Source organism: Billgrantia sp. Q4P2, assembly GCF_052806135.1.
On record NZ_JBRBAI010000009.1, the window covers coordinates 146,462 to 172,686 of the forward strand.

At 66.1% G+C, this 26,225-nt stretch carries 31 protein-coding genes; 16 read left to right on the forward strand and 15 right to left on the reverse strand.

Translation table 11 applies throughout. The annotated features are described in order from the left end of the window. The first annotated feature begins 10 nt into the window (after window positions 1–10). Genes ACUY1T_RS16350 through ACUY1T_RS16365 form a run of 4 tightly spaced genes read left to right on the forward strand, consistent with a single transcriptional unit; the run spans window position 11 to window position 3,781 of the window. On the forward strand, window positions 11–1,222 hold the full coding sequence (locus ACUY1T_RS16350; protein WP_446024601.1) for an ABC transporter substrate-binding protein: 1,212 nt from the start codon (window positions 11–13) through the stop codon (window positions 1,220–1,222). After that, the gene (locus ACUY1T_RS16355; RefSeq protein WP_446024603.1) at window positions 1,210–2,217 is read left to right on the forward strand and encodes a PQQ-dependent catabolism-associated beta-propeller protein; all 1,008 of its coding nucleotides are present in this window, start codon (window positions 1,210–1,212) and stop codon (window positions 2,215–2,217) included. Before ACUY1T_RS16350 ends, ACUY1T_RS16355 begins: the two co-directional genes overlap by 13 nt. Continuing rightward, window positions 2,214–2,984, forward strand: coding sequence for an ABC transporter ATP-binding protein (locus ACUY1T_RS16360; RefSeq protein WP_446024605.1), 771 nt, complete (start codon window positions 2,214–2,216; stop codon window positions 2,982–2,984). Before ACUY1T_RS16355 ends, ACUY1T_RS16360 begins: the two co-directional genes overlap by 4 nt. Next, entirely contained in the window at window positions 2,981–3,781 is an 801-nt protein-coding gene (locus tag ACUY1T_RS16365; RefSeq protein ID WP_446024607.1) for an ABC transporter permease, read from the forward strand. Before ACUY1T_RS16360 ends, ACUY1T_RS16365 begins: the two co-directional genes overlap by 4 nt. Window positions 3,782–4,012: 231 nt before the next feature. On the opposite strand, the gene ACUY1T_RS16370 is transcribed toward ACUY1T_RS16365, so the two are convergent. The 7 genes from ACUY1T_RS16370 to ACUY1T_RS16400 all read right to left on the reverse strand — a co-directional run bounded on the left by ACUY1T_RS16370 (window position 4,013) and on the right by ACUY1T_RS16400 (window position 7,941). Further along, a complete protein-coding gene (locus ACUY1T_RS16370) occupies window positions 4,013–4,408 on the reverse strand; it encodes a c-type cytochrome (protein WP_446024609.1) in 396 nt (131 codons plus the stop codon). Between the two features lie 7 nt (window positions 4,409–4,415). Beyond that, window positions 4,416–4,778, reverse strand: a complete 363-nt coding sequence (locus ACUY1T_RS16375; RefSeq protein WP_446024611.1) for a hypothetical protein — start codon at window positions 4,776–4,778, stop codon at window positions 4,416–4,418. A gap of 213 nt (window positions 4,779–4,991) precedes the next feature. Next, window positions 4,992–5,378 carry a hypothetical protein gene (locus tag ACUY1T_RS16380; protein WP_446024613.1) on the reverse strand — a complete coding sequence of 129 codons (387 nt, stop codon included), beginning with the start codon at window positions 5,376–5,378 and terminating at the stop codon, window positions 4,992–4,994. A gap of 79 nt (window positions 5,379–5,457) precedes the next feature. Beyond that, window positions 5,458–5,769, reverse strand: coding sequence for an AzlD family protein (locus tag ACUY1T_RS16385; protein ID WP_446024615.1), 312 nt, complete (start codon window positions 5,767–5,769; stop codon window positions 5,458–5,460). After that, on the reverse strand, window positions 5,766–6,482 hold the full coding sequence (locus ACUY1T_RS16390; RefSeq protein ID WP_446024617.1) for an AzlC family ABC transporter permease: 717 nt from the start codon (window positions 6,480–6,482) through the stop codon (window positions 5,766–5,768). Before ACUY1T_RS16390 ends, ACUY1T_RS16385 begins: the two co-directional genes overlap by 4 nt. Further along, window positions 6,479–7,474, reverse strand: coding sequence for an LLM class flavin-dependent oxidoreductase (locus ACUY1T_RS16395; protein ID WP_446024619.1), 996 nt, complete (start codon window positions 7,472–7,474; stop codon window positions 6,479–6,481). Before ACUY1T_RS16395 ends, ACUY1T_RS16390 begins: the two co-directional genes overlap by 4 nt. 314 nt (window positions 7,475–7,788) lie before the next feature. Continuing rightward, on the reverse strand, window positions 7,789–7,941 hold the full coding sequence (locus ACUY1T_RS16400) for a hypothetical protein (protein WP_446024621.1): 153 nt from the start codon (window positions 7,939–7,941) through the stop codon (window positions 7,789–7,791). Here ACUY1T_RS16400 and ACUY1T_RS16405 point away from each other — a divergent pair. From ACUY1T_RS16405 to ACUY1T_RS16420, 4 genes are all read left to right on the forward strand, one after another. After that, window positions 7,940–8,116 carry a hypothetical protein gene (locus ACUY1T_RS16405; protein WP_446024623.1) on the forward strand — a complete coding sequence of 59 codons (177 nt, stop codon included), beginning with the start codon at window positions 7,940–7,942 and terminating at the stop codon, window positions 8,114–8,116. The genes ACUY1T_RS16400 and ACUY1T_RS16405 overlap by 2 nt on opposite strands. A 12-nt stretch (window positions 8,117–8,128) precedes the next feature. Then, window positions 8,129–8,827, forward strand: coding sequence for an extensin-like domain-containing protein (locus ACUY1T_RS16410; RefSeq protein WP_446024625.1), 699 nt, complete (start codon window positions 8,129–8,131; stop codon window positions 8,825–8,827). A 72-nt stretch (window positions 8,828–8,899) separates the two neighbouring features. Next, a complete protein-coding gene (locus tag ACUY1T_RS16415) occupies window positions 8,900–9,847 on the forward strand; it encodes a cobyrinic acid a,c-diamide synthase (protein WP_446024627.1) in 948 nt (315 codons plus the stop codon). 223 nt (window positions 9,848–10,070) lie between these two features. Then, window positions 10,071–11,288, forward strand: a complete 1,218-nt coding sequence (locus tag ACUY1T_RS16420; protein ID WP_446024629.1) for a toxic anion resistance protein — start codon at window positions 10,071–10,073, stop codon at window positions 11,286–11,288. A 33-nt stretch (window positions 11,289–11,321) separates the two neighbouring features. On the opposite strand, the gene ACUY1T_RS16425 is transcribed toward ACUY1T_RS16420, so the two are convergent. The 4 genes from ACUY1T_RS16425 to ACUY1T_RS16440 form a co-directional block, all read right to left on the reverse strand. After that, window positions 11,322–11,666 (reverse strand): hypothetical protein, encoded by a 345-nt coding sequence (locus ACUY1T_RS16425; protein ID WP_446024631.1) that lies wholly within the window; start codon window positions 11,664–11,666, stop codon window positions 11,322–11,324. 65 nt (window positions 11,667–11,731) lie between these two features. Continuing rightward, entirely contained in the window at window positions 11,732–13,000 is a 1,269-nt protein-coding gene (locus ACUY1T_RS16430; protein ID WP_446024633.1) for a diguanylate cyclase, read from the reverse strand. After that, window positions 12,997–14,352 carry a substrate-binding periplasmic protein gene (locus tag ACUY1T_RS16435; RefSeq protein WP_446024635.1) on the reverse strand — a complete coding sequence of 452 codons (1,356 nt, stop codon included), beginning with the start codon at window positions 14,350–14,352 and terminating at the stop codon, window positions 12,997–12,999. Before ACUY1T_RS16435 ends, ACUY1T_RS16430 begins: the two co-directional genes overlap by 4 nt. Before the next feature lie 131 nt (window positions 14,353–14,483). Continuing rightward, window positions 14,484–14,753: a PQQ-dependent sugar dehydrogenase gene (locus ACUY1T_RS16440; protein WP_446024637.1), complete on the reverse strand. Its 270-nt coding sequence runs from the start codon at window positions 14,751–14,753 to the stop codon at window positions 14,484–14,486. A gap of 176 nt (window positions 14,754–14,929) precedes the next feature. On the opposite strand from ACUY1T_RS16440, the gene ACUY1T_RS16445 reads away from it, so the two are divergent. Both ACUY1T_RS16445 and ACUY1T_RS16450 read left to right on the forward strand, forming a co-directional pair. Next, window positions 14,930–16,315: an MFS transporter gene (locus ACUY1T_RS16445; RefSeq protein WP_446024639.1), complete on the forward strand. Its 1,386-nt coding sequence runs from the start codon at window positions 14,930–14,932 to the stop codon at window positions 16,313–16,315. Next, a complete protein-coding gene (locus tag ACUY1T_RS16450; protein ID WP_446024641.1) occupies window positions 16,312–17,061 on the forward strand; it encodes a sulfite exporter TauE/SafE family protein in 750 nt (249 codons plus the stop codon). Before ACUY1T_RS16445 ends, ACUY1T_RS16450 begins: the two co-directional genes overlap by 4 nt. Before the next feature lie 20 nt (window positions 17,062–17,081). Here the strand turns inward: ACUY1T_RS16450 and ACUY1T_RS16455 are convergent, their stop codons facing one another. Continuing rightward, on the reverse strand, window positions 17,082–18,320 hold the full coding sequence (locus ACUY1T_RS16455) for an E22 family MetX-like putative esterase (RefSeq protein WP_446024643.1): 1,239 nt from the start codon (window positions 18,318–18,320) through the stop codon (window positions 17,082–17,084). A 156-nt stretch (window positions 18,321–18,476) separates the two neighbouring features. On the opposite strand from ACUY1T_RS16455, the gene ACUY1T_RS16460 reads away from it, so the two are divergent. The 6 genes from ACUY1T_RS16460 to ACUY1T_RS16485 all read left to right on the forward strand — a co-directional run bounded on the left by ACUY1T_RS16460 (window position 18,477) and on the right by ACUY1T_RS16485 (window position 24,999). Beyond that, a complete protein-coding gene (locus tag ACUY1T_RS16460; protein WP_446024645.1) occupies window positions 18,477–19,004 on the forward strand; it encodes a retropepsin-like aspartic protease family protein in 528 nt (175 codons plus the stop codon). A gap of 155 nt (window positions 19,005–19,159) precedes the next feature. Further along, window positions 19,160–19,561, forward strand: a complete 402-nt coding sequence (locus tag ACUY1T_RS16465) for a YihY/virulence factor BrkB family protein (protein ID WP_446024647.1) — start codon at window positions 19,160–19,162, stop codon at window positions 19,559–19,561. Beyond that, window positions 19,558–20,598, forward strand: a complete 1,041-nt coding sequence (locus ACUY1T_RS16470; protein ID WP_446024649.1) for an NAD(P)H-dependent flavin oxidoreductase — start codon at window positions 19,558–19,560, stop codon at window positions 20,596–20,598. The genes ACUY1T_RS16465 and ACUY1T_RS16470 overlap by 4 nt, the downstream gene beginning before the upstream one ends. Before the next feature lie 43 nt (window positions 20,599–20,641). Beyond that, the gene (locus ACUY1T_RS16475; RefSeq protein WP_446024651.1) at window positions 20,642–22,372 is read left to right on the forward strand and encodes a VRR-NUC domain-containing protein; all 1,731 of its coding nucleotides are present in this window, start codon (window positions 20,642–20,644) and stop codon (window positions 22,370–22,372) included. Continuing rightward, complete coding sequence (locus tag ACUY1T_RS16480) at window positions 22,369–24,714, forward strand: ATP-dependent DNA helicase (RefSeq protein WP_446024653.1); 2,346 nt, start codon at window positions 22,369–22,371, stop codon at window positions 24,712–24,714. Before ACUY1T_RS16475 ends, ACUY1T_RS16480 begins: the two co-directional genes overlap by 4 nt. 105 nt (window positions 24,715–24,819) lie before the next feature. Then, complete coding sequence (locus ACUY1T_RS16485) at window positions 24,820–24,999, forward strand: PLDc N-terminal domain-containing protein (protein ID WP_446024655.1); 180 nt, start codon at window positions 24,820–24,822, stop codon at window positions 24,997–24,999. Between the two features lie 22 nt (window positions 25,000–25,021). On the opposite strand, the gene ACUY1T_RS16490 is transcribed toward ACUY1T_RS16485, so the two are convergent. The 3 genes from ACUY1T_RS16490 to ACUY1T_RS16500 all read right to left on the reverse strand — a co-directional run bounded on the left by ACUY1T_RS16490 (window position 25,022) and on the right by ACUY1T_RS16500 (window position 26,169). Further along, window positions 25,022–25,228 (reverse strand): DUF3565 domain-containing protein, encoded by a 207-nt coding sequence (locus ACUY1T_RS16490; protein WP_446024657.1) that lies wholly within the window; start codon window positions 25,226–25,228, stop codon window positions 25,022–25,024. Between the two features lie 30 nt (window positions 25,229–25,258). Further along, window positions 25,259–25,786, reverse strand: coding sequence for a GspH/FimT family pseudopilin (locus ACUY1T_RS16495; RefSeq protein WP_446024659.1), 528 nt, complete (start codon window positions 25,784–25,786; stop codon window positions 25,259–25,261). A 119-nt stretch (window positions 25,787–25,905) separates the two neighbouring features. Further along, window positions 25,906–26,169, reverse strand: a complete 264-nt coding sequence (locus ACUY1T_RS16500; protein ID WP_446024661.1) for a PP0621 family protein — start codon at window positions 26,167–26,169, stop codon at window positions 25,906–25,908. Window positions 26,170–26,225 lie beyond the last annotated feature (56 nt).

Below are 26,225 nucleotides of genomic sequence, written 5' to 3' on the forward strand. Positions count from 1 at the left end.
AGGAGCACGCATGAGAACTCTACCGCGTTCCCTTCGCTGGCTGGCGATGGGTGGGCTGGCCTTCGGCCTGGGGTGGCCGACGCTGCTGCCGGCCGATACGTCGGAGCCCATTGTCGTCGGCTACCTGGGCATGGAGCGTCCCGACGACCGGGAGCCGCTCTCGGTGCTCGACCCGGTACTCGACGACGAAGGGGTTCAGGGTGCCCGCCTGGGCATCAACGACAACAACGCCACGGCGCAGTTTCTGGGGCAGGAGTTCGTTTTCCACGAGCTGCAGATCGCGCAGGACGGCGACATCGGCGAGGCCCTGGAAAGCCTGGTCGAGCAAGGGGCGGAGTGGATCGTCAGCGGCCTGCCCGGCGCGGCCCTCAGCGAGCTGATGGCACACCCCGCTCGTGGCGATCGCGTAGTGTTCAATGCCTGGGCACCGGACGACGAGCTGCGCGGCGAGGCATGCCACCCCGAGCTCTACCACACCACCCCCAGCCGGCGCATGCTGGCCGACGCCCTGGCCCAGTTCCTCGGCTTCAAGCAGTGGAATCGCTGGGCGCTGGTCTACGGCAACACCGAGGAGGATCGTATCCTGGCCGATGTGCTGCGTGCCTCGGCCGAGCGCTACGGCCATCGTATCGTGGGCGACCAGATGTGGCCGCACGACCCCCTGGCGCGCCGCGCAGAGGGCGGTTTTCATGCCATTCAGCGCGAGATCCCGGTGTTCGTGCAGGATCTGTCCGAGCACGACGTGCTGGTGATTGCCGACGAGACCGATTACTTCGGCGAATATTTCCCCTATCAGACCTGGGCGCCACGCCCGGTGGTGGGCACCCAGGGGCTGATCGCCACGCCCTGGCATCGCGCCCATGAATCCTGGGGGGCGGTACAGCTGCAGCGGCGCTTCGAGAAGCTTGCCGACCGCTGGATGACGCCGCGCGACTTCGGCGCCTGGCTGGCGGTGCGCTCGCTAGGCGAGGCGGCCGCCAGGACCGGTTCCGTCGAGCGCCAGACGATCCTCGAGTACATGCTCAGCGAGGAGTTCGAACTCGCCGGCTACCTGGGCCTGCCGGTCAGCTATCGCACCTGGAACCACCAGCTGCGCCAGCCCATCCTGATCACCGGGCCGCGCATGGTGGCTTCGGTGTCGCCGCAGGAGGGCTACCTGCATCCACGCACGCCACTCGATGCACTGGGCGCCGACGAGGGGGAATCGACATGCCGTTTCTGAGCCGAGGGAATACGACACCTGCGATCAAGTGTGCCGCTCTCGGGCTGGTGCTGGGTAGCCTGCTGATGCTGCCCCTGGCTGCCCAGGCCGAACGCATCTTCGTCTCCAACGAGAAGGACAACACCGTCTCGGTGATCGACGGCGAGACCCTGGAGGTGGTGGAGACCATCAGCGTCGGGCGCCGCCCCCGTGCGATGGCCTTCAGCAGCGACGGCAGCGAACTGTTCGTGGCGGTGGGCGACGACGAGGCCATCGACATGATCGACCTCGAGACGCTGCAAGTGGTGCGCAGCCAGTCCTCCGGCGATGACCCCGAGGTGATCCGCGTCGACCCCAACCGGCCCTACATCTACGTTTCCAACGAGGACGACAATATCGTCTCGGTTCTCGACTACGAGCGGCGTACCCTGGTCACCGAAATTCCGGTGGGCGTCGAGCCCGAGGGGCTTGGCATCAGCCCCGACGGTCGCTGGCTGATCTCCACCACCGAGACCTCCAACATGGCGCACATCATCGACCTCGAGGCCATGGAGTCGGTGCACCATCGCCTGGTGGGGGCTCGCCCGCGGCATGCCGAGTTCACCCACGACGGTAGCGAGGCCTGGGTCTCGTCGGAGATCGCCGGCACCGTATCGATACTCGACATGGAGGAGACCTTCGACGTCAAGCACACCATACGCTTCGACGTGCCCGGCGTACCGCGGGAAACCGTGCAGGCGGTGGGTGTCGCGCTGACTTCAGACGGTCGCTACGCGTTCGTCGCCCTGGGCCCCTCCAACCGGGTGGCGGTGATCGACCAGCAGAGCTACGAAGTGCTCGACTACATCCTGGTCGGTCAGCGGGTGTGGCACCTGGCGCTCAATGGCGATGAGAGCCGGCTCTACACCACCAACGGGGTCAGCGGCGACGTCACCATGATCGAAGTCGACGGTCTGCGGGCGGTCAAGTCGATTCCGGTGGGGCGCTTCCCTTGGGGCGTGATCGTCGAGCCGTGAGTGAGGCGAGGATCAACCGCGAGGGGCTGGCACCCGCCTTGGAAGTCGGCCAACTGAGCTTTGCCTACGGTGCCAAGCCGGTGCTCGATGACGTTTCCCTGGCCGTGGCGGCCGGGGAGTTCGTCGTGCTGCTCGGGCCCAACGGCGCCGGCAAGACCACGCTGTTCTCGCTAATTACCCGGCTGCATGATCGCCGCCGGGGCGAGATCCGCATCGGCGGCTTCGACGTGCGCCGCCAGGCGGTGCAGGCCCATGCCCGCATCGGCGTGGTGTTCCAGCAGCCGACCCTGGACCTCGATCTCAGCGTGGTGCAGAACCTGGCCTACCATGGCGCCCTGCACGGCATGGGGATTGGCGAAGCCCGGCTGCGCGCCGAGGCGCAGCTCGAACGGGTGGGACTTGCCGACCAGCGCCGCACGCGGGTGCGCCAGCTCTCTGGCGGCCAGCGGCGGCGGGTGGAGATCGCTCGCGGCCTGATGCACGAACCGCGCCTGCTGTTGCTCGACGAACCCACCGTGGGGCTGGATATCGCCTCGCGCCGCGATCTCGTCGAACACGCTCACCGTCTGTGCGTCGAGGAGGGCGTGGCGGTGCTGTGGGCCACCCACCTGATCGACGAGGTGCGCCCCGCTGACCGCGTGCTGGTATTGCACCGTGGCCGCTTGCTGGCCGACGAGCGGGCCGAGGCGTTGCCCACCCGGCTCGGCGTCGGCAGCCTGGGCGAGGCCTTCGATCGCCTGGTGGATGGGGAGGGGACAAGCGCATGATGCCCTGGCTGCACTGCCTGCGTGGCGTGGTGGGGCGCGAGCTGTTGCGCTTCCTTCACCAGCGCAGCCGTTTTCTCGCCGCCCTGGTGCGCCCGCTGGTGTGGCTGTTCGTGTTCGCCGCTGGCTTTCGCATGGCGCTGGGGGTGGCCATGACCGAGCCCTACCAGACCTACATTCTCTACGAGGTCTACATCGTGCCGGGGCTGGTGGGCATGATCCAGCTGTTCAACGGCATGCAGAGCTCGCTCTCGATGGTCTACGACCGCGAGATGGGCAGCATGCGGGTATTGTTGGTCAGCCCTTTCCCGCGCTGGTACCTGCTGGTGTGCAAGCTGCTCGCCAGCACCCTGGTGTCGGTGGTGCAGGTCTACGTGTTCCTCGCCATCGCCTGGGCCTACGGCATCCAGGCGCCCCTGATGGGCTACCTCTACCTGCTGCCGGCACTGCTGGTGACCGGCTTCATGGTCGGCGCCCTGGGGCTGCTGCTCTCCTCCTTCATTCGCCAACTGGAGAACTTCGCCGGAGTGATGAACTTCGTCATCTTCCCGATGTTCTTCCTCTCCTCGGCGCTCTACCCGCTGTGGCGCATCCGCGAGGGCAGCTACCTGGTCTACCAGATTGCCGCGCTCAACCCCTTCACCCACGCCGTGGAGATGATCCGCTTCGCCATGTACGAACGCTTCAACGCTGATGCAGTGACGATCAGCGTGACGGTCGCGCTGGTGCTGTTGGCGCTGGCGATACTGGGCTATAACCCTTCCCGTGGCATGATGGCCCGCAAGGGAAACGCTGGATAAATGTCTGCGCGTGCGTATCACTTCGTTGCGCGGTGCTGGTGCGCCAGCCCGGTCGAAATCCTCACCTATACCCCATAGGCTCCGGTTGACTCGAAGCCTTCGGCTTCTCGCCCCTTCAGGGCCAGCCTACGGCTGTTTGTCGCTTCGCTCGGTACTGCGCTCCGTGCGCCTTGTGCTTCATCCCGCTCGACGATTTATTCAGCGATTCCAGGGCGGCGGGGCCTGAGCGCGTCAGGGCGCGGCGACGCTCTCCAGGTAGTCGATGATGCGCTGGCGCGAGCGCTCGTCGAGCCCCCACAGCACCATGCGGGTGCCGGGCAGGAAGGCATCGGGGCCGGCGAGGAAGGCGTCGAGGGTATCGCGATTCCACACCAGGTCGGCCTGTTCGAGGGCGGGGGAGTAGTCGAAATCCTCGAGGCTGCCGGCCGGCCGGCCGATCAGGGCGTGAAGGCTGGGGCCGGCCAGGTGCCGGCCGGGTTCGATGCTGTGGCAGCCGATGCACTGCGAGCGAAACAGGCGTTCCCCCTGGGCGTGCTCGGCGGCAGCACCTGGCGTGGCAATGAACGGCATCGCCAGCAGCGCGAAGGCGGCCGGCAGCAGGCCTGGAAGCCGGTGGGGGCGTGACACGGCCAGCTCAGAAGCAGCGCAGGTTGGCGTCGGCCTGAGCCTGACGCAGTGCCTGGAGCTGGTCCTGCATGCCGCGCTCGGTGCGGAACAGCACACCCAGCTCGCCGCGCTGATCCTGCATGCCCAGCACCGTCTCGACCTGCTCGTAGGTCTCATAGGGCAGGTGCTCGGCAATCACGTCGATGCTGCAGGAACACTTCTGCATGGTCAGGTAGTTATTGCCGTTGGACGCCATGCAGCCCAGCACGTAGTCGACACGCGCCTCGGTGGGGTAGTCGTTGGCCAGGCTCGGCGCAGCGAGGGGGAGCAGCAGGCAGGCGAGGGCCATCTGGCGCAGTACGCCGGCCGCTGTCGTCCGAAGTCGAGGCATTGTTGTTGTCTCCGGAAGCATCAGGGTCGTATGGCTTCAAGGTATGGCAGCCGAGCCCGTTTTGCCACTATGAACGATAGCTTATCGAACCGATGGGAAATGCCTATTGGCTGGCTTGAAAGCGCCACGATAACGTGTCTCGTCGGCTTAGGCCGACTGTCTGCATCCCTGCACGACACCTTCATGACCTGCCTTGGCAGGTCTTTTTCATGACTAGCCCTTGCGTTCGTCGTCGCGGACCTCGTAATCGCCTTCCAGCAGTTCGTGCTCGCCGGGGCGGTGGCCTCCGCGGTAGTGGGACTCACGGTAGCGGGTCTCGCTGTAATGGTAGCCGCTGCCGGCCTCCTTGGCCTGCTCGGCGCGGATCTGCTCGAGGCGCTTCTTCATGCGATAGCGCACGAACGGCAGCATGGCCCAGCCAAGCAATAGGAAGAACAGGCCGAGCACGGTGCCGACGACCAGCAGCATGCCGAACAACAGCCAGGTCAGGATCAGCTTCAACCCACCGAGGGGGCCGCGGGGTGCCTGATTCGTCCGGGCGCGCCACTGCTGGGCGGCTTGCCAGGCAGCATTGCGGCGAGGATCGTTGCGGTCGAACATGAACGTCTCCGGTGATGACGCCGCAGTGGCGGCGTGCGAGATGGCTGTCCCTTTGAAACTGTGGGACAAGGATCGTTCCCTATGCGATCAGTCGCCACAGGGCCGCGGTCAGAATACCGCTACCGATCGCCGCCAGCGTCTTCTGCGTGGTCAGCATTACCACGAGCGTGGCCACCAGCGCCAGGCGCGCGCCCCAGTCGCCCTGCACCGCCATGGGCGTGATCACTGCCACCAGCACCGAGCCCGCCATGGCGTTGATGAAGCGTTCCACCCTGGGGCCGATGGGAATGCGCGACATCACGAACACGCCGCCGGCGCGGGTCAGGTAGGTGACCAACGCCATGATCACGATGGCAATGACGGCTCCCGCCGTCGTCGTGGGTAGGGTCATGCGGCCCCCTCCTTCCGCTGTGGTAGCAGCATGCCGGCCAGCCCGCCGGCCAGGGCGCCAACGATCACGTGGGAGTGCTGCGGTAGCCAAGCCATTGCCGCCAGGGCGGCCAGCGCTGCAGCGCACCAAGGCACCAGCATCGACAGGTCGCGACGCCCTCCCACCAGCATGGCCAGCAGGAAGCAGCCCATGATCACGTCGAGCCCGAAGCGCTGGGGTTCTTCTATACCGCTGCCGAAGATCACCCCGAGCAGCGTGCCCGCAAGCCAGGTCAGCCACAGGGCGATGCCGCCACCCACCAGCATGCCGACGTTGGTCTCGCCACGTTGATGATCGGCAGCGGCCATGGCCCAGTTGGAGTCGCTCATCACCACCAGGCTGCCGTAGCGCTGGCCGGGTGGCAGGTGAGCCAGCCAGGGCTGAATGGCGGCGCCCATCAGCAGGTGGCGGGCATTGATGGCAAACGTCGTGGCGATCAGCGGCAGCAGCGGGATCTCCGGCCCCCATAGCTCCAGGGCGGCAAACTGCGAGGCACCGGCAAACACCAGTGCGCTCATCAGCATGGCCTCCAGGCCGGAGAGCCCACGCGACAGGGCGGCCACGCCGTAGGCCAGGCCGAAGATCACCACGAACAGCGATAGCGGTGCCATACGGCGGATGCCGGATAGGGTGCCGGCAAGATCGAGCCGAGCGCCGGGTTCAGATGGGGTCATGCGTGCCACACCCCGCTGACGATCTCGTAGCTGCGCAGGCGGTCCGTGCTGGCGTAGGTGTCGGTATTGAGCATCAGTTCGTCGGCGCCGGTCTGCTCGAGGAAGCGCTCGAGTCCGTCACGCACGGTGTCGGGCCCACCGATCACCGCCGCCCCCAGGAACTGCTCCACTTGGACCCGCTCCATGGGCGTCCAGTCGAGGGTCTCGACCGGCGGCAGAGAGCGGGTGCGCTTGCCGCGCACCATGCCGAGGAACTTCTGGCGGGTGGTGGAAGCAAGGAACTGGGCGCGCTCGTCGCTCTCGGCGGCGATCACCGGTAGCCCCACCATGGCGTAGGGGCGTTCGAGCACCGCGGAAGGGCGGAAGTTGTCACGATAGAGTCGCAGCGCATCAAACATGTAGCCGGGGGCGAACTGGGCGGCGAAGGCGAACGGCAGGCCATTATGGGCGGCGAGCTGGGCGCTGTAGCCGCTGGAGCCGAGCAGCCAGAGCGGTACTTTGGTTCCCTGGCCGGGTACGGCGCGCACGCGCTGCTCCGGCCGCTCCTCGTCGAGGAAGCCCTCGAGTTCGGCCAGCAGTTCGGGGAAGTTTTCGGCACCGGCGTAGGGGTCGCGGCGCAGCGCGGCCATGGTGGCGGCGTCGGAGCCGGGCGCGCGGCCAAGGCCCAGGTCGATGCGGCCCGGATAGAGCGTCTCCAGGGTGCCGAACTGCTCGGCGATCACCAGCGGCGGATGGTTGGGCAGCATGATGCCGCCGCTACCCACACGGATGCGCGAGGTGGCGCCGGCGATATGGCCGATCAGCACGGCGGTGGCGGCGCTGGCGATGCCATCGAGGCTGTGGTGCTCGGCCAGCCAGTAGCGGGTGAAACCGAGGCGTTCGGTCAGCCGCGCGAGCGCCACGCTCTCGGCGAAGCTGTCGGCAATGGTACCGCCCTGGCGAATCGGCGCCAGGTCGAGCACGGACAGTGGAGTGTCGGAAAGTCGTGACATGTTAAGACTCGTCAAAAACCTTTAGGAAACACTGACAAATGCCTGCACGAGTGCATCGCTGCGTTGCGCGGTGCTCGGAATCCTCACCTATACCCCATAGGCTCCGGTTCCTGTGCTCCGTGCGCCTTGCGCTTCATCTCGCTCGCCAATTTGTTCAGCGCTTCCTTAGCCTGCTTGGTTTCTCCAGAATCGTCGTGTCGCTGCGCGGATGCAATGGTTTTATGACCTGCCATCGACGGAAGCGGCAGCGAATTGTGTGGCGCCGAGGTCGGCCTGCTAGGATGAGGGCGTTCACGGACGGAGCGAGGAGCGCCTTATGGCTGCGCGCCGACCGCCAGGCCATGCTCACCCAGCTCTACCGCTGCCACGGCGGTTAGGAAAGGGGTATCTAGACAGCGATTGCCGGTAGCCAGGTGCGGGCGCAGGTCGTAAGCTTTGGGAAGAATGGGGAATCGGACGTCTACCATGTCTCTCATCGGCTCACGCCGTCGTGCGCTTCAGCGAGGCGCCACCCGCCGGCGGCAGCCGAACCGCTGGCGCCAAAGCAACTTCGATCGCTGGCTCGACCGGGCGGTGGACATTGCCGTGCTAACGGCCCTGGCGGTAGGGGGCGTGGCGCTGGTACTTCACCTGTTGCTGTAACACAGAGGCGAGATGCGTTCATTGCTGGTCCTGATCGTGCTGATTGCCGCCGCTGCCCTGGCCTGGTGGCAGTTCGCGGAGCGTATCCCCTCCCACTGGCACCCCTGGAAACCGCTGAGCGTCGATGATCCCTTGACGCCAGTCACCAAGTGGAAGCTGCACCGCCTGGCCGACGACCGCGAAGCGTGCCTGGCGGCGCTCGGTACGGCCCCGGAGGGAGCGCTGCGGATGACACCGCTGGACGACCACGAGCCCGTTCCCGGCTGCCCGCTGAGCAACGTGGTGCGCGTCCACGGCAGTGACGTCGAGTTCAATGCCAGTTTCGTCGTGCGCTGCCCGCTGGCCCTGGCCTGGGTCATGTACGAGCGCCAGCGGTTGCAGCCGGCGGCCGAGGCTCACTTCGGCATGTCCGTGGCCAGCGTTGAACACTATGGCAGCTTCGCCTGTCGCAATGTCTACGGTCGCGAGAGCGGCCGGCGCAGCGAACACGCCACGGCCGAGGCCCTCGACGTTGCCGCCTTCCGTCTAGAGGACGGACGCCGGATCACCCTGCTGGAACACTGGGATGACGAGGGCGCGCGGGGGGGCTTCCTGCGCGAAGCGCGCGATGGTGCCTGTGATCTGTTCGGCAACGTGCTGGGTCCGGCGTACAACCGTGCCCATGCCGACCATTTTCACTTCGGCATGCGTGGCTTTCGCCTGTGCCGCTGAAACCATCAGGCTCGCACGCCGTCGTCGGCCCCCGTACACTCAGAAGCATCTACCCGCTGGCGTACGAGGCTTATGCTGGGATTTCTGCAGGGATTCGCTTACGGGCTTTTCGTGACCTGCCTGCCGTGGTGTCTGGTCGGGCTGGCCAATCCGCGGCTGGCGGTCGCTACGGAAAACCCCAACCGCTTACAGGTGCTGTTTCGCTACTGCCTGCTGGTGCCCTTCATCAGCATGGTGCTGTGGCTGACCTCACTGTGGGGTGGCTTCGGGCCGAGCCTGGGCGGCTGGCTCGCCGGCCTGGTGGCGGTAGGGGTGTCGCTGCCAGTGGAGCGCGCCTGGCGTCGCTGGCGAGCACGAAGACATCAGCGAAGGTTGCAGGAACGGCTCGCGGCCGAAAGCGAGCGTCGGCGCGCCGAGCAGGAGCGTGCCGAGCGGGAGACCGGCGTAGCCGAGCTGGACCCGGCCCGGCCGCCGGTAGGCGCCGACGAGCTGGTGCTGTCGCTGTGCCGGGCCAAGCAGCAATTGCTCGACGTGAAGCGTGCCGACCTGGCGAGCCAGGTCGACCGCTTCTATACCCGCTATGCTCACGTGATGGCGCTGCTGACGGCCTGCTTCGACCGCAGCGAGCTGGCTTTCGAGCGCTCCCGTGGCCTGATTGTCGAGGTCTGTCTCGGTGCGGTAGACACCTTCACTTCCATGGCGGCCCAGGCACGTGGCGTGATGGGGCTGGACGGCGACTACGTGCGCCGACGCCTGGAGCAGGAGGGGGGCCAGCTGTCCGTCGAGGAACGCATCGCGCTCAAGCGCCGGCTCGAACTGATCGAGGAGACCGATCGCCGCCTGCGGCGCCTGGTGGCGCGCAATGAGTCGGCGCTGACCCTGCTCGACGATACGGCGGTGGCTCTCGCCCGGGTCGAGACGGGGCGTCCGCAGGCCACGCTAGCCACCGACCGGGCGCTGGAGGAACTGCGGCGCTTCATCGAGGGGGCGGAGCGCTACAGCCGCCATGAACGCCGTTGAGCACCTTGCCGGCCGGCGTTGAGCAATGCGCCGGCGTTGCTTGCTAGGCTCTGTCCGAAAAGTGCCTGCGCTCGGTCATACAGCGTTAAAAATCAGCTCAAAATACTCATTTACAGCTCGTAAACTCCGTCTTTTCGCCAATTTTTGCCTTGTCTGACCATCGCTCGCCGACTTTTCAGACAGTGCCTAAGGTGTGAGAAAGGAGCCTGAAGGGGAAGCGCTTATGAACCAGTCGTCCGAACGTGGCTCGCCGCTCTCGCTGCCACCGGTAGAGCAGATCGCCAGTGAACTCGAGGAGGTCGCCCCCGAGCCGATGGACAGCGAAGAGATCGTGGTCGACGATCCGGAACTCGAGCAACTGGCGGATTCCTTCGTCGACGAAGTGCTGGCCAGCGAAGGCGCCGCCCTCGAACGCCAGCGGCGTGCGGTGGACGAGATGGGCCTCGAGCTGCAGCAGCAGGCGGCGCATCACAGCGAGATGCTGCAGGCCCCGCTGCGCAAGCTGGCCCATCAGGGCGATGAGGGTGGCCCGGTGGCCAAGGCGCTGATCGACCTGCGCGGGCACATGCAGGATCTCGACCCGCACCAGCATCGCCTGGCGTCGGGGCCGTTCGACCGTCTGCTGTCTCGTATTCCCGGCGCCGGCAGCCGCGTGCAGCGCTACTTCCGCAAGTTCGAGAATGCCCAGCAGGCGTTGGATGCCATCATTGCCGACCTGGAGGCGGGGCGCGACATGCTGCGCCGCGACAACATTACGCTCAGCGACGATCAGGAGAGCCTGCGCCAGCTGCTGGGGCGGCTGCAGCGCCAGGTCGACCTGGGGCGGCTGATCGACCGCCGCTTGGGGCAGGCGTTGGATCGCCTTGGCGACACGCATCCGCAGCGCGCCTTCATCGAGGAGGAACTGCTCTTCCCGTTGCGCCAACGCATCGTCGACCTGCAGCAGCAGCAGGCGGTCAGCCAGCAGGGCGTGTTGGCATTGGAAGTGATCATTCGCAACAACCGCGAACTGATTCGCGGCGTCGACCGGGCAATCCATGTGACCGTATCGGCACTGACGGTGGCGGTGGCGGTAGCGCTGGCGCTGGCCAACCAGCGGCTGGTGCTCGACCGTGTCGAGTCGCTCAATACCACCACGTCGGAGATGATTGCCGGAACGGCGAGGACACTGCGCCAGCAGGGCGTGGAGATCCAGACCCGCGCCGCCTCGGCCCAGCTCGACATGCAGGCGCTGGAGCAGGCTTTCGACGACGTGCTGGGTGCCATCGACGACCTGTCCCGCTATCGTCAGGAGGCGCTGCCTCAGCTCGATGCCCAGATCGACCGCCTGGGACAACTGGCGCGCCGCGGCAGCCATTCGATCGACAAGCTGCAGCGCGGCAGCGAGGTTCATTCTTCCGATTCGGATGAGAAGGAGCCGCCCCCCCGACGCGAGGCCTAGATCCCCTGGGCTCTTGTGTGCCTTGGGGCTTTCCTAGGGCGAGCCTCCGGGGGAGTGGCGCGGAGCATCGTCTTCGTCGACGTCCTTGGGCGGTGGCTCGTGGCGCTGGGCGTCGCGCAGCGCCTTGCGCAGCAGCTCCCAGGCATCGTCGAGCCCCTGCTGCAGGGAGTCCCAGGCCGCCTCGCTGGCATACTGCAACTCCTCGAGCCGACGGCGGGTTTCGTCACGGCGCTGCCGGAGCCGTTCAAGGTCATCATGGTAGCGGCTCTGTGCCTCGGCGCCTGCCTTGCGCGCGCGGGCGGCCAGTGCCTCGATCTCGGCGTTCCATTCGTCCAGTTGGGCCTTCATCTGCTCGATGAATTCATCGCGTCTGTTCATGCGGCTTCTCCGCTGGCTGGTACTCCTATCGATTCCCCACTTTCGGGCCGGTTCCCTGACCGTGCTCAGGTCTGCGCAGCCACCCGGTCGCGGCCCTGGCGCTTGGCACGATAAAGCTGGCTGTCGGCCTGGGCCATCAGCTCATCAACGCTGGCGTCGTCGTGTGCCGGCGTGCTGCTGGCCACCCCGAGGCTGGCGGTGACCCGGCCGGAGCGGGTCGAGTGGGCGTGGGGAATGTCCAGTGCGCGAATCTCCTCGCGTATGTGGTCGGCGACGCGCAGGGCGCCTTCCAAGTCGGTGTCGGGCAGTACGCAGACGAATTCCTCGCCACCGTAGCGTGCCACCAGGTCGGAAGCGCGATTGACCGCACGGGTCAGCGCCTCGGCAATGGCTCTCAGGGTATCGTCACCCGCGACGTGCCCATAGTGGTCGTTGAACTCCTTGAAGTGGTCGATATCGATGAAGACCACCGAGAGGGCATACCCGTTGCGCCGCGCGCGCTGCCACTCGCGGGCAATGAAGGTGTCGAAATGGCGACGGTTGGCGATACCGGTCAGTCCATCCATGGTCGAGATCTGATGCAGCCGGTCGCGCTGGTCGAGGCCCTGCTGGAAGGCCAGCATCAGCTGGTCGACGCTCTCCACCAGGTGCCCCAGCTCGTCGTTGACATGGCGGCCCATGGCGGGCTTGGGCCACCGGCCGGGTTGGCGCGGGTCGGTACCGGCAATCGCCGCATGCACTCGGAGCAGGGGACGCGTCACGAACCAGTGGAACACCAGGGCCAGCAGTGCCGCAATGGCCAATGCCTTGGCGACGCCCAGCGTGAAGATGAGCAAGCTGCGGTCGGTGAAGTCGCGTATCAGGCGGTCGAGGGCCAGGGTCAGCTCGAGTTCGCCCACTGGCTGGGGTGAGTTGTCGGGGCCAGCCTGGTAGAGCAGCGTTTGCTGATATTGAAGGATGTCGCCGAACAGGGCATGAGCCACCCAGCCGGAGTCAGGCTCATACTCGCGCTGCCGCGTGGCCATGGCACGGCCGAAGTCGTCGCTGAGGGTCACGCTTGCCACGTGGCCGCCGCTGAACAGGCCATCGGCGACCTGCGTTGCCAGTTCGGGATTGAGCTGAAAGGCAGCCTCTGCCGCGGTGCCGTGCACCAGCTCGAGCCGATAGTGTGTGTCGCGGATGATCTCCTGATGCATTGCGCGGGCGTCGAGAGCCAGCTCGATGGTGCCGGCGAGAATACTTAGCAGCAGTGCGATGGCCAGGGTGAGCCCGGCCTGCTTGGCGGTCAGGCTGCGCCTGCCGGACTGGCGTTCCATGCCAGGGGGATGACTCACTGACGTGCCTCCATGCTGGCCCGGGCGAGCGCTGCCTGCAGCCGGGCGATGAACTGATCGGGAACCGAGGGATGACAGGCCAGGTAGAGGTCGACCTCGTTGAAGGCGAACAATCGACGCAACGGCAGGTCGACTTCCTCGGCGAGGTACCGTGCGGTCTGTTCACCGGTGACCCAGGCATCGATCAGCCCGGCCCGCAGGCGGCCGATATTCTCACGCTCGGCGCTGGCCACGACGATGGGGATGCCCTGACTGGCGGCGTATTGACCGACCGCATCCTCACGAAAGCTCCCCACGCTCAGCTCCGCCAGGTCGTCCAGGGAGTCGGCTTCGATCTCGGCATCCTCGAGAGCAAAGGCGGCCCAGGTACTGGACGCCAGCGGACCCACCCAGGTGAACAGCGATTCACGCTCGGGCGTGCGGGTGGTCGAATAGACGCAGTGGCGTTCGCGCAGTTGGGCCTCGGTATACGCCCGCGCCCACGGCAGCAGGCGGAAATCGGCATCGAGGTCGGCGGCATCCAGCGCCGCCCGCAGCAGTTCGGTGGCGCTTCCCGTAATCCTGCCGTCGTCGTCCCGATAGTTGTAGGGCGGGTACTCCTCGGTATTGAAGGCAATGGTGCCGCCGAGAATTTCGCTGACAACGCCCTGTGTGCGCAAGCGATCCAGCGCTGCCTGCATGTGCGCAACCAGGCTTGGGTCGGTGTCGCGGTGCAGGGCGTAGTAGAGGTCGGATTCACTGATGGTCAGTGCCGGTACGTAGTCGGTGGTGGGTAGCCCCTCCTCCTGCATCAGCCAGAAGGCGACGTCCTCGCCATAGGCCCACAGGTCGACCCGGCCACGCTCCAGCATACGCAGGGCGCTGACATTGGAAATCGCCGCATGAACCTGGCTCTCCGGCACCCCGGCTTCCTGCAGCCGCTGGGCGCCGATATCCTCGCGGATGACGGCGATACGATAGCCGCCGGCGATGACATCCTCGATGTCGTACAGCTGAATACCGCTGTCGCGACGGGCGATCAGCGTGACCCTGTCGGTGGCAATGGGCCCGACCCACTGGAACAGCGCTTCACGCTGCTCGGTGCGCGTGGTGGAGAACAGTACCGTGCCCGGCTCGGAGAGGGCGGTATCGTAGCCGCGGGCCCAGGGGTAGTAGAGGACGTCCTCGCGGGAAAGCGCGGTATCGGTTTCGGCGAAGATCCGTTCGAGCAGCTCGATGGAGACGCCCTCGAGGCGATCGTGCTGCCGGTAGTTGTAGGGCGGATATTCCTCGGTGATGAAGGTCAGCCCGCTCAGGTCGGCTGCTACCGGAAGGGGCAGCAGTGCCAGCATCAGTATTAGCCACTTCTTCATGCGCCCTGTCCCTGCCTGCTTGTTGTTCTGACTGTCGCATGGTGACGTCAGTCACGGTTCTGAGCCGTTAGTCTGCGCTGCCTACCCAGGCATGACCGAACGAAGCCGATAGCAGGGCAACACTGCTTAACTCAGGTTAACAAAGATAATGCCCGTGGGATCGTAAGAAGTGAAGAACACCGCTCTCCACGCTGCCACGAACACCATGCGAACGAGTGATGCCGGCACGCACATCGCAGGCCGGCCGGGAAGGGGGCGGGGCTGTCGGTCACTTCGAGGCGATAGAGTTGGCCGCTTTCCAGTCCGCCGACAAGCAGGTTGCCTTCCCACTGGGGATAGTGCTCGCCGTTGACCACGGCCAGGCCGGAGGGCGATACGCCGCGATCCTCATCCACGGCCATGGGTCAGCACCGCCAAGAGAATAGCGTTCAAGCGGTCCATTGCTTGCCTCCAGTCTGGAATGTGGCTCTCTCTGGAATGTGGCTCTCAGTGTAGTGAAAGCCGTCTTGTCGTCATTCTTGCCCCGATAAGCTGCTAGGCTAGGCGCTTCGGAGGGCAGGCAGGGAGAGGAGGGGAAATGAGTGCGATACCGGCCGCTAGCGGTACGGCACCCCGGCAGCGGGCGCCGAAGAAGGAGATCTTCGGCTGGGCGATGTTCGACTTCGCCAACCAGGCCTACACGCTGCTGATCATCACCGTGGTTTTCGGTGAGCTGTTCACCACTGTCATCGTCGGCAATCGCGACGACGATTTTCGTCTGGCCAACCTGCTGTGGAGCCTGGCGTTGGCCACCAGCTACCTGCTGGTGGTGATCACCGGCCCGCTATGCGGTGCGGTGATGGACTACCGGGCGGCCAAGAAGCGTTTCCTGTTCATCAGCTATATCGTCACCGTGGTGGCCACTGCGCTGCTCTACTTCGTGGCACCGGGCTACGTCATGCTCGGGCTGTTGCTGATCGTGGTGTCCAACTACGCCTACTCCATGGGTGAGTCGTTCATCGCCGCCTTCCTCCCCGACCTCGGCCCGCCGCAGGATCTCGGCAAGATATCCGGCTTCGGCTGGGCGCTGGGCTACGTGGGCGGGCTGTTTGCCGCTGGCTTCACTCTGCTGGCGCTGGGCGAGGCCACGTTCGAGAACTTCGAGCGCATCCGCTGGGTGGGACCCTTTGCGGCGGTGTTCTTCCTGGTCACCGCCATCCCCACTTTCCTCTGGGTGAAGGAGCGCGGTATCCCTCAGCCGCACGCCATGACCTACCGCGAGATCGCCTGGGAGCGCGTTTCCACTACGCTGCACGAACTCAGGCACTTTCGTGACCTGGGCATCTTCCTGTTGTCGCTGCTGTTCTCCATGGCCGGGGTCTACATCATCATCGCCTTCGCCTTCATCTATGGCGCCCAGGTGATCGGCTGGGACGAGGCGGTGCGCAACATCATGTTCATCATCGTGCAGGTCACCGCAGCGGCCGGGGCGCTCGGCTTCGGCTTTCTGCAGGATCGTATCGGCACCAAGTTCACCTACCAGTTGACCCTGCTGCTGTGGGTGGCGGCGATACTCGCCATCTGGGCCACGCCGGAGGTCACGGCTTTTCTCAATGCCAGCCTGGGGCTGGACTGGGAAGCCCAGCACCTGTTCCTGTTCGTCGGCTGCCTGGCAGGGCTTTCGCTGGGCTCCAGCCAGTCGGCCAGCCGCGCCCTGGTGGGGCTGTTCTCGCCCACGCGCAAGGCCGCGGAGTTCTTCGGCTTCTGGGGTCTGGCCAACAAGCTGGCCGGCGTGATCGGCATCATCGGGCTTGGGCTGCTGCAGTCGGTGGTGGGGCTGCAGGCCTCGATCCTGCTGTGCGCGGCGCTGTTCATCGTCGCGATCCTGATCTGTCTGGCGGTCAACCAGGCCCGGGGGCAGCAGGCGGCCGTCGAGTGGGAGGAGCGCAACGGCCACGCCATGCCGGGAGGCGCCGAGCGATGAGCCTGGATCCTTTACTGCTGGCACTGGTGGCGGCGACCTTCGTCGTCGCCGGCATCGTCAAGGGGGTGATCGGTATGGGTATGCCCACGGTGTCGCTGGCATTGCTCACCGCCACGGTGGGGCTGCCGTCTGCCATGGCGCTGCTGCTGGTGCCAACCATCGTCACCAATGTGTGGCAGGCGCTGGTGGGAGGCCATCTGCAGCAGATCCTGCGGCGCCTGTGGCCCTTCCTGCTGGCCTCGGTGGTGACCGTATGGCTGGGCGTGGGCGTGTTGGCCAGGGTCGACGTACGCTGGCTCTCCGGCCTGCTGGGCGTATTGATCGCCTTCTATGCCCTTTCCGGGTTGTTCAATCTCGGCCTCGGCAAGCTGGTCAGCCGTGGCCGTCATGCGGCTCCTGTGAATGGTGCCCTGACCGGCCTGCTCACCGGCATGACCGGCTCCTCGGTGTTTCCTGGTGTTGCCTATCTGCAGTCTCTCGGCCTGCCGCGGGACATGCTGATCCAGGCCATGGGCGTATTGTTCGTGGTCACCACCATGGCACTGGGGGTCTCCATGGGCGAGCAGCGCCTGCTCAGCGTGGAGCTGGCGCTGCTCTCCCTGAGCGCGGTGATACCGGCTATCCTCGGCATGCAGCTCGGTCAGGGGTGGCGCCGGCGCCTCTCCGAGACGACTTTTCGCCGCGTCTTTCTCAGCGGTCTGCTGGCCATGGGGGCTTACCTGCTGGCGCGGTCCCTGTTGGGCTGACCCGCCAGGAACCGGGCGCCTCACTCGCCGAGAAAGGTGTGGATCCGCTCGCCGGCCTGAGCGATGCCGAGCACGCCGTCGAGGTGACCGCGATTGCCTTCCAGCGTGATCAGTTCGACCTCGCTGCCGCCGGCTTCGATCAGCTCGGCGGTCTTGCGTACGCCCTGTGGGGCGAAGACCAGGTCGTTTTCGCTGTAGAGCATCAGGGTGGGGGCATCGATGCGTGCCAGACCCTCCTCGAGGCTTTCGCCGTGGCCGGTAATGAACGCCTGGTTGGCCTTCACCAGGTAGAGCAGGTGGTTGGCATCGGCCAGTTCGGCACGGGAAGCAGCGATGTCGTCCAGGGTCCGCTCGATGGCGTAGCGGGCGTCGAGTTCGCGGGCGGGGTCGGCATCCTCGTCGGCCCAGCTGCGGTCGAAGGTTTCGTTGGCCCACTGCCAGTGGTTGGCGTTCAGAGTCACCAGCTTGAGCGATTCGCGCAGGCCGTCCAATGGCAGTTCTCCGTCGTAGTAGTCGCCCTGATTCCAGTTGGCGTCGAGGCGAATGGGCGCGCCCCAGGCGCTGAGGGTGGCGAGCAGCCACGGGTCGGAAACGCCGCCGCCGATCACCGGGATCAGTCGTTCGACGCGCTCGGGATAGGCGCTGGCCCACTCGTAGGCCTGCAGCGCGCCCATCGACGCTCCCATTACCGCATGCAGTCGCTCGATATCCTGGCTTTCGAGCAGGGCCTTCTGCACCTCGACGAAATCGCGAATGGTGACCAGCGGGAAGTCGGTACCCCACGGTTCACCGGTTTCGGGGTTGGTCGTTGCCGGCCCGGTAGTGGTCACGTTGGGATCATGGGCGTTCAGATTGACCAGGGTGTCCGAGGCGATGATGTAGTACTCGTCGGTATCGAGCGGCTTGCCAGGGCCGATGATGGTGTCCCAGTAGCCGGGTGCGGCGTCGTCTTCGGCATAGCGGCCCGCGGCATGGCTGGTGCCGGAGAAGAAATGGGTGATCAGGATGGCATTGTCCTTCGCCTCGTTGAGGGTGCCGTAGGCCTCCCAGCCGATGCGCACCGGGGCGATGGTGTCACCGTTGACGGTCGTGTACTCCTCCATCTCGAAGACCTGCTTTTCCACCAGTCCATCCCAGGCCGCCACTGACGTGCCGGTCAGCAGTAGTAGGGAAGTGGCCAGGGTGATTCCGGCCAGTGCCGAGGCGGCTGGGGAATGACGGAAGGCGAAAGCGGTCGAATGTTCGATGCTATCGTGCATGTGGCTATCCTTGTTTTTATCGAATCGATGTCGAACGGCGATGACACTCGGCGCATGCCGTGGGTTGCGTAGCCAAGGAAAATTTGGCGCCCTTCATTACAGACAGCGGATTCGAGGGTGTCAAAGCGGCTGGCCGCACTAATCAGGAGTCGTGTGATGCAACGAGAGTGCGGTTCGATCCGGCGCGCCGGAATGGGAATGATGCTGCTGTTCTGGGTGGCGTTCATCGGTTTCGGCAGCTGGTGGTTCCACGGCTTCCTCGAGTCCCAGCGCAATCCCAACGCACACCTGGTCAATGCCGTGGCCGGGGCGGAGGGTCCGATCGTGCTCGAGCGCAACCGCTCGGGCCATTTCGTGGCGACTGGGCGAATCAACGGCGAGCCGATCGAGTTCCTGCTCGACACTGGAGCCACCTACGTCGCCGTGCCTGCCGAATTCGCCGAGCGGCTGGGCCTGGAGCGTGCGGGTTCGGCCTGGTTCAACACCGCCAACGGGCGTGTGCGCGGCGACCTTACCTGGCTCGACGAGGTCAGTCTGGGGGGATTCACCGCCGCCGGGGTGCGCGGCTCCATCAGCCCCGGGCTCGAGGGCGACGTGGCCCTGCTGGGCATGAGCTTTCTCAATCGGTTCGACATCGAGATTCGTGATGCGCGAATGGTCCTGCGCCCGGCGCAGCGACCCTGAGCTGCGCAGCGACTCCGAGGAGGGCATGGCGAAATTCTGGCGAGGCCGAAGAGCCAAAAAACCCAACCAGATACCCGGCCCCGGGTGGCTGGACGTCTTCTGGCGAGTCAAGGAGCAGGCCGCGGACGACCGGGTCAGTATGCTGGCGGCCGGCCTTGCTGCTGCTGATGATGTTCGTGATCGCCGTACTCTATCGCTTCGGTCCCTACCGCCGCTCGCCGCGCTGGGAGTGGGTCAGCGTGGGTACCGTGGTGGCGACCCTGCTGTGGCTGCTCGGCTCCGGTGGGCTGTCGCTCTATGTCAGCCAAGTCGCCAACATGGACGAGCTGTACGGCTCCCTGGGAGCCGTGGTGGTGTTGATGCTGTGGTTCTGGCTCTCCTCGTTCGTCGTATTGCTCGGCGCCGAGCTCAACGCTGAAATGGAACGGCAGACTCGGCACGACACCACGATAGGCAAGCCGCGCCCGATGGGCGAGCGCGAGGCTTACGCGGCCGATACGCTGGGCTCCAAGCGCCCGTGGCAAAAAGACGAACGACGACAGGGAGAAGACCCATGAGCCTGACACGCCAGCTTGGTATGCAACTACCCATCCTGCAGGCGCCCATGGCGGGCGTGCAGGGCAGCGAACTGGCCGTGGCCGTCAGTGAGGCGGCCGGCCTTGGTGCCTTACCCTGCGCCATGCTAACGCCCGAGGCGATGTCGGAGGAACTACAGCGCATGCGTGGGGCGACGGCTCGACCGATCAACGTCAACTTCTTCTGTCATGTCCCGCCGGTGCCGGACGAGGCCCGCCTGGCGCGTTGGCATCGGGCGCTGGCGCCCTACTACGCCGAATACGGCCTCGATATCAATAATGTGCCGGCGGGGGCTGGGCGCCGCCCGTTCGATCATCAGGCCTGTGATGCCCTGGAGCCCTTCCGTCCCGAAGTGGTCAGCTTCCACTTCGGCCTGCCGGAACCGGCGTTGGTCGAGCGGGTCAAGGGCTGGGGGGCAGTGGTGCTGTCGTCCGCCACTACCGTCGAAGAGGCGCGCTGGCTCGAGGCCCACGGTGTCGATGCGGTGATCGCCCAAGGCGTGGAGGCGGGTGGCCATCGCGGCATGTTCCTCAGCGAAGACATCACCACCCAGGTCGGTACCTTCGCCCTGCTGCCCCAGGTGGTGGAAGCCGTCTCGGTGCCGGTGATTGCCGCCGGCGGTATTGCCGATGCACGCGGTGTGACTGCGGCCCTGGCGCTAGGGGCTTCGGCGGTCCAGGTCGGCACCGCTTTCCTCTGTTGCCCTGAAGCCACCACCTCGACGCTTCATCGCCGCGTACTACTGAGCGAGGCCGCACGCCATACCGCCCTGACCAACCTCTATACCGGTCGACCGGCTCGCGGCATCATCACCCGGCTGATGCGCGAGCTCGGCCCGCTCAGCGACGTGGCGCCGAGCTTTCCCCTGGCCACTGCCGCCATAGCCCCGCTGCGCAGCGCTGCCGAAGCGGCGGGCAGCGCCGACTTTTCGCCGCTTTGGGCCGGGCAGAACGCCAGTGCTTGCCGTGAGGTACCGGCCGGCGAGGTGGTGCGCGCACTCGCGTCAGGCTTGCGCTGACGGCGAGGCTGGCGAGGCGCCGCAGGACTGATATCATGGATGCATGAACAGTATTTCGCGCCTTGCCTCGACCACCGCTTCGCTCGACGATCCGCTCTATTATCTGGCGAACTTCCGCTTCGTCCTGAGCTGGGTGGTCGAGTATCACGCCGACCTGCTGAGCGAGGAGGAGCGCGGCTTCGTTGCCACGTTCGAGGCCCTGCCGCAGCCCTCCCAGGCACTGCTGGTTCGCATGGCGATGCGCAAGGGCGAGCATTTTCGCACCGCCAAGCTCGCCTATGCCGAGATCGGCGATACCGACAGCGCGCTGGCTCCCCTGGTCGAGGCCGGCTGGGTCGAGGCTGATCCGGCACTGGCTCTCGCCGAGCTGTTCCGCCTGCTGCGCCTGGACGAACTGCGCCGGGCGCTGGCGGAGGAGATCGCCGCCGTGGGGCTTTCGCCCAAGGCGAGCAAGGCCGCGCTGGGCGAGGTGCTGCTGGCGCAGGAGAGCCAGGCGAAGCGCTTGTCCGGGTGGTGGCCCGAGGCCAACGAGGCGCTGGCAGGAGAGCGCATCGTGCGCCTGACCGTGATGCCGTGGTGCGATAGGCTGCGGCTGATGTTCTTCGGCAACCTGCGCCAGGACTGGGCCGAGTTCGTGCTTACGGAACTCGGCTTGCAGCGCTTCGAGCGTGTCGAATTGACCCCGGGGTCGCGCGCCTTTCATCGCCGCGAGGAAGTGGATGCCTACCTGGTCCTGCACAAGCTGCGCGAGCGCCTCGAGGCGGGCGAGCCGCCCGAGCGGCTGGTCGCTGAAGTTCCGACAATAGCGGAAGACAACGCCTGGTTGGCGCAGCGGCGGAGCAGGCTGCTGCTTCGCCTGGGCTACGCAGCCGAGCGTACCGGCCAGGAGGCGCTGGCGTTGACGCTCTATGGTGAAAGTGGAGCAAGGCAGGGTGGCCAGGTGGAGGCGCGCATTCGCCGCCTGCGGCTGCTCGAGCGGCTGGGCGAGCACCAGCAGGCCCATGCCTTGGCTAGCCAGGCGTGCGCTTCGGCCGCTTGTGAGCAGGAAACCCAGGCATTGGCGCGTCTGATGCCCAGGCTCTGCCGCCGGCTGGGGTTGGCACCACCAAGGCACGAGCCCGAAGTGGCACCGCAGCGCCTCGATCTCTGCCTGTCGCGTTTCGGTTCGGTGGGCGTCGAGCAGGCAGTGGCCGAGCACCTGAGCCACCCCGATGCCCCGGTCTACTACGTAGAGAACGCCCTCATCACCGGCTTGTTCGGCCTGCTCTGCTGGCCGGCTCTATTCGCGCCGCTGCCCGGTGCCTTCTTCCACCCCTTCCACGCTGGGCCGGCGGATCTCTATCGCGACGACTTCGTGGCCCGCCGCCGTGAGCGGTTCGAGGCCTGCCTGGCCCGGCTCGATGACGGCACCCACGTTGAGGCCATTTGGAACGCCTGGCATGAGAAGCATGGGCTGGCATCGCCCTTCGTGTTCTGGGAGAGGCTCGACGAGGCGCTGATCGAGCGGGCACTCGCCTGCCTTCCCGCTGCGCACCTGCGGGCCTGCTTCGAGCGCCTGCTGGCCGACCTCAAGGCCAATCGCGCCGGCCTGCCCGACCTGATTCAGTTCCTGCCGTCCGGCGCCGAGGACGAGTGGCGCTATCGGCTGATCGAGGTGAAGGGCCCCGGCGACAGGCTGCAGAATAATCAGCGCCGCTGGCTGGCCTTCTTCCAGCGTCAGGGCATACCCGCCGCGGTCTGCCACGTGGCCTGGCAGCCGGACCCGATGCCATGACATGTGGCGAAGCGCCGCTCTATCGGGTGGCCGTGCGGGCGTTGTGCGACTTCACTGCCCGTGAAGGCGATCTCGACCACCGCTTCACGCCATCGCCCAGTGCTCGCGAAGGCATTGCCGGTCACGCACTGATAACAGGACGCCGCGGAGAGGGCTACGAAAGCGAGATTGTGCTGAGTGGATCCTATCGCGGTCTTCTCGTCAGTGGCCGTGCCGACGGTTTTGATCCGGTGAACAACCGCCTCGAGGAGATCAAGACCCATCGTGGCGACCTGTCACGCATGGCGCACAACCAGCGCGCCCTGCACTGGGCCCAGGTCAAGGTCTATGGAGCGCTGCTGTGCGCCGAGCGGGGGCTCGAGTCGCTGACCGTGGCGCTGGTCTATCTCGATATCGCCAGTGAGCGCGAGACGCTGCTGACCGAAGAGGCCAGTGCCGCGGAACTCACGGCCTTCTTCGAAGCCCAGTGCGAACGCTTCCTGGACTGGGCCGAGCAGGAGCGGGACCATCGCCAGGCGCGCGATACCGCGCTGGCCGGTCTTACCTTCCCTCATGACGCCTTCCGCCCCGGGCAGCGCGAGCTGGCCGAGGGCGTCTACAAGGCCGCGGCTACTGGGCGCTGCCTCTTGGCCCAGGCGCCCACCGGCATCGGCAAGACCGTGGCCACGCTGTTCCCCACCCTCAAGGCGATGCCGCGCCAAGGCATCGACCGGCTTGCCTTCCTGACCATGAAGACGCCGGGGCGGCGCCTGGCGCTGGAGGCGCTGGTTCGGCTGGGAGCCGGAGAAAACAGGGAAGGGAGAATGAGAAAGGGCAGCAATGAGGACGGTGAGGAGTACAGGGAACGGCGGTTTCCCCTGCGGGTGCTGGAACTGGTGGCCCGCAGCAAGGCTTGCGAGCACCCTGACAAGGCGTGTCATGGCGATGCCTGCCCGCTGGCCGCCGGCTTCTACGACCGGCTGCCTGCTGCCCGCCAGGCCGCGGCAGTGCGTGGCTGGCTCGATCGTGAGTCGCTGCGCGAGGTGGCGCTGGAGCATGGTATCTGTCCCTACTACCTGGGCCAGGAGCTGGCACGCTGGAGCGATGTCTGTGTGGGTGACGTCAACCACTATTTCGATGCCTCGGCGCTGCTGCACGGCTTGGCCCAGGCGAATGGCTGGCGCCTGGCGCTACTGGTGGACGAGGCGCACAACCTGGTGGAGCGCGCCCGTGGCATGTACAGCGGCGAGCTGGACCAGCGTGCCTTCAGCGTTCTTCACCGCCGTGCCCCGGCGGCGCTGGTAAAGCCCCTCGGCCGGCTGATACGTCAGTGGCAGGAGATGGTGCGGGAGCAGGGCGGGGGCGACGAAGGCCAGGTGGAGCGGCCCGCCTACCGGGTGCTGGCAGGCCTGCCCGAGCGGCTCGTCGGCGCCCTGCAACGGGTGGCGGCGGCCATTACCGACTATCTGGCAGAGCATCCCGGCGATGCCGAGCCGGCCCTGCAGGAGCGGCTGTTCGAGACCCTGGCGTTCATCCGTCTGGCCGAGTCGTTCGGCGATCACTCGCTGTGCGATCTCACCCGGCTCGGCCGCGGCCACTCGATCCTCGGCCTGCGCAACCTGGTGCCGGCGGACTTCCTTGCTCCGCGCTTCGTCCAGGCACACAGCAGCGTGCTGTTCTCGGCCACCCTGTCACCGGCCCACTACCATCGTGACCTGCTGGGGTTGCCGGGCGACAGCGTATGGCAGTCGGTCGCCTCGCCGTTCCGGGCCGACCAGCTCGAGGTGCGCATTCAGGGCGGCATCTCGACGCGCCTGCGCGATCGCGAGGCCTCGCTCGATCCCATCGTGGCCGAGCTGGCCGGGCAGTACCAGCGTCGACCTGGGCTTTATCTCGCCTTCTTCAGCAGTTTCGCCTACCTGCAGGCTGTAGAGGCGCGACTGGCGCAGTTGCACCCCGAGCTGCCCCGCTGGAGCCAGGCTCGCGGCATGAGCGAAGCCGAACGCGACACCTTCCTGGCGCGCTTCCAGGCGGGCGGGCAGGGCATCGGCTTTGCGGTGCTGGGCGGGGCCTTCGGGGAGGGCATCGACCTGCCCGGCGAGCGGCTGGTCGGTGCCTTCATCGCGACCCTGGGCCTGCCGCCCTTCGACCCCTTCAACGAGGCGCTCAAGGCCAGGCTTCAGGCGCGTTTCGGCAATGGCGATGCCTATGCCTATCGCATACCGGGACTGATCAAGGTGATACAGGCAGCCGGGAGGGTGATCCGCAGCCCCAAGGACCGCGGCACCCTGGTGCTGATGGACGATCGCTTCCAGCGTCGGGACGTGAGACGGCTGCTGCCCGAGTGGTGGCGAGTCGGCTGAGATGAGTTACCTGAGCTTACCTGGCGTAACAGTTTCGGTTTGTTACCTTTGCCGCTGCGTGCTACTTCTTGAACCATCACCTACCGCGGGACAAGGAGATGTCTGATGGGAATCGAAGTGGGCGGCCTGCTGGGCCTGATCTGGCTGATCATTCTGGTCTGGGCCATCGTCAAGGTGGCCAAGAGTCCGGCCGGCCCCATTGCCAAGCTGTTGTGGATCATCGTGCTGCTGGTGTTTCCACTGATCGGCCTGATCATCTGGCTATTGATGGGTCCCAAGGGGTAGCGGGCACGGTTGTGGGGAGATTTCATGGATTGTCCCGCGGCTCGCCCCGCTCGCATTTGACGCACTCAAGCTCGAGGCCGAGGCGTGAACGTCGCCCGGCCTCTGTCGTGACCCAGGGGCGTTCGGCCCAGGGCGGCTGGTGACGGACATGCTGGTTGTGGCCGCACGCCAGCTCGGCGACCCAATGGTTTTCTTGGTCGAGATGGTAACCCACGATGGCTTGCCGCATGCAGGCTCCTGTGGCTAGGCGACAGTCACTTCAGCAGCTGATGGCGCTGCCCGAACGCACCCGGCCGAAGTTGCTGAGCACCAGTTGGGCGCCAAGACCGTGGCGGCCGCAGATACGGAAGGTACCATTGTGTCCCGCAGGTCGCCCCAGGGCGCCATAGCGTACCGGCTTGCCGTCCTGGCGATAGCTGACGCTGACGCCGCGGCCGGCCTCGACCACGCGTAACAGGGCGTCTTCGTCGAATTCATTGCCCGCAAGCGGGCCGAGCACGATGGCCAAGGGGGCACTCCAGTCGCTGGTGTCGCAGCGCTTGCGGTCGGGGCTGGGGCAGACGATGACCGCGCTGCGCCGGGTGATGGCGGTATTGCGTCCCAGAGAGAGCGCTATCCGCAGCCGGTGCGCTTCGGCGGCCACTTCCTGGCGGGCGTTCATCGCCTGGAGGCCGGGAACGGCCCAGCCCATCAGCACGCCGGCCACGACGATGACGACGAGAAGTTCGATGAGAGTAAGACCGCGCTGGCGCAGGGTGGCGCTAGTCGAGGCATGAGCCGCGTCCATGAAGCTCTCCCGAAGTGATGTCCCTGGTCACGAGACATCCACTCTAGTCGAGCCGGAAGAGGCGTCTATCAGCCATTGCCGATGGAGTTTGTAGGCCATTGCCGCCATGGCCTGTCGGCCTACTCCTCGGGGTGTTGCTCCTGCAGGAAGCGATCGCGATGGGCGCTGCTGCAGAACCACTCGCCTTGCTCGCGCAGGGCGTCGGCTTCCGGTACATGTACCTTGCACCAGGCGCAGCGCACCATCTGGCCGCCTTCTTCATGCGAATCGCCCGGCAGCTGAGCTTCTCGGTCGAGCTTCCACTCGCGGTACATGCGATAGAGCTGGAGGCCGGCGAAGAACAGCACGGCGAAGATGATCAAGCGAATGAGCAATAGGTTCATCCTTATTCGTCTCCCAGATGAGGGCTAGCGGCTTTGCCAGCCGGACGCCCTTGCGG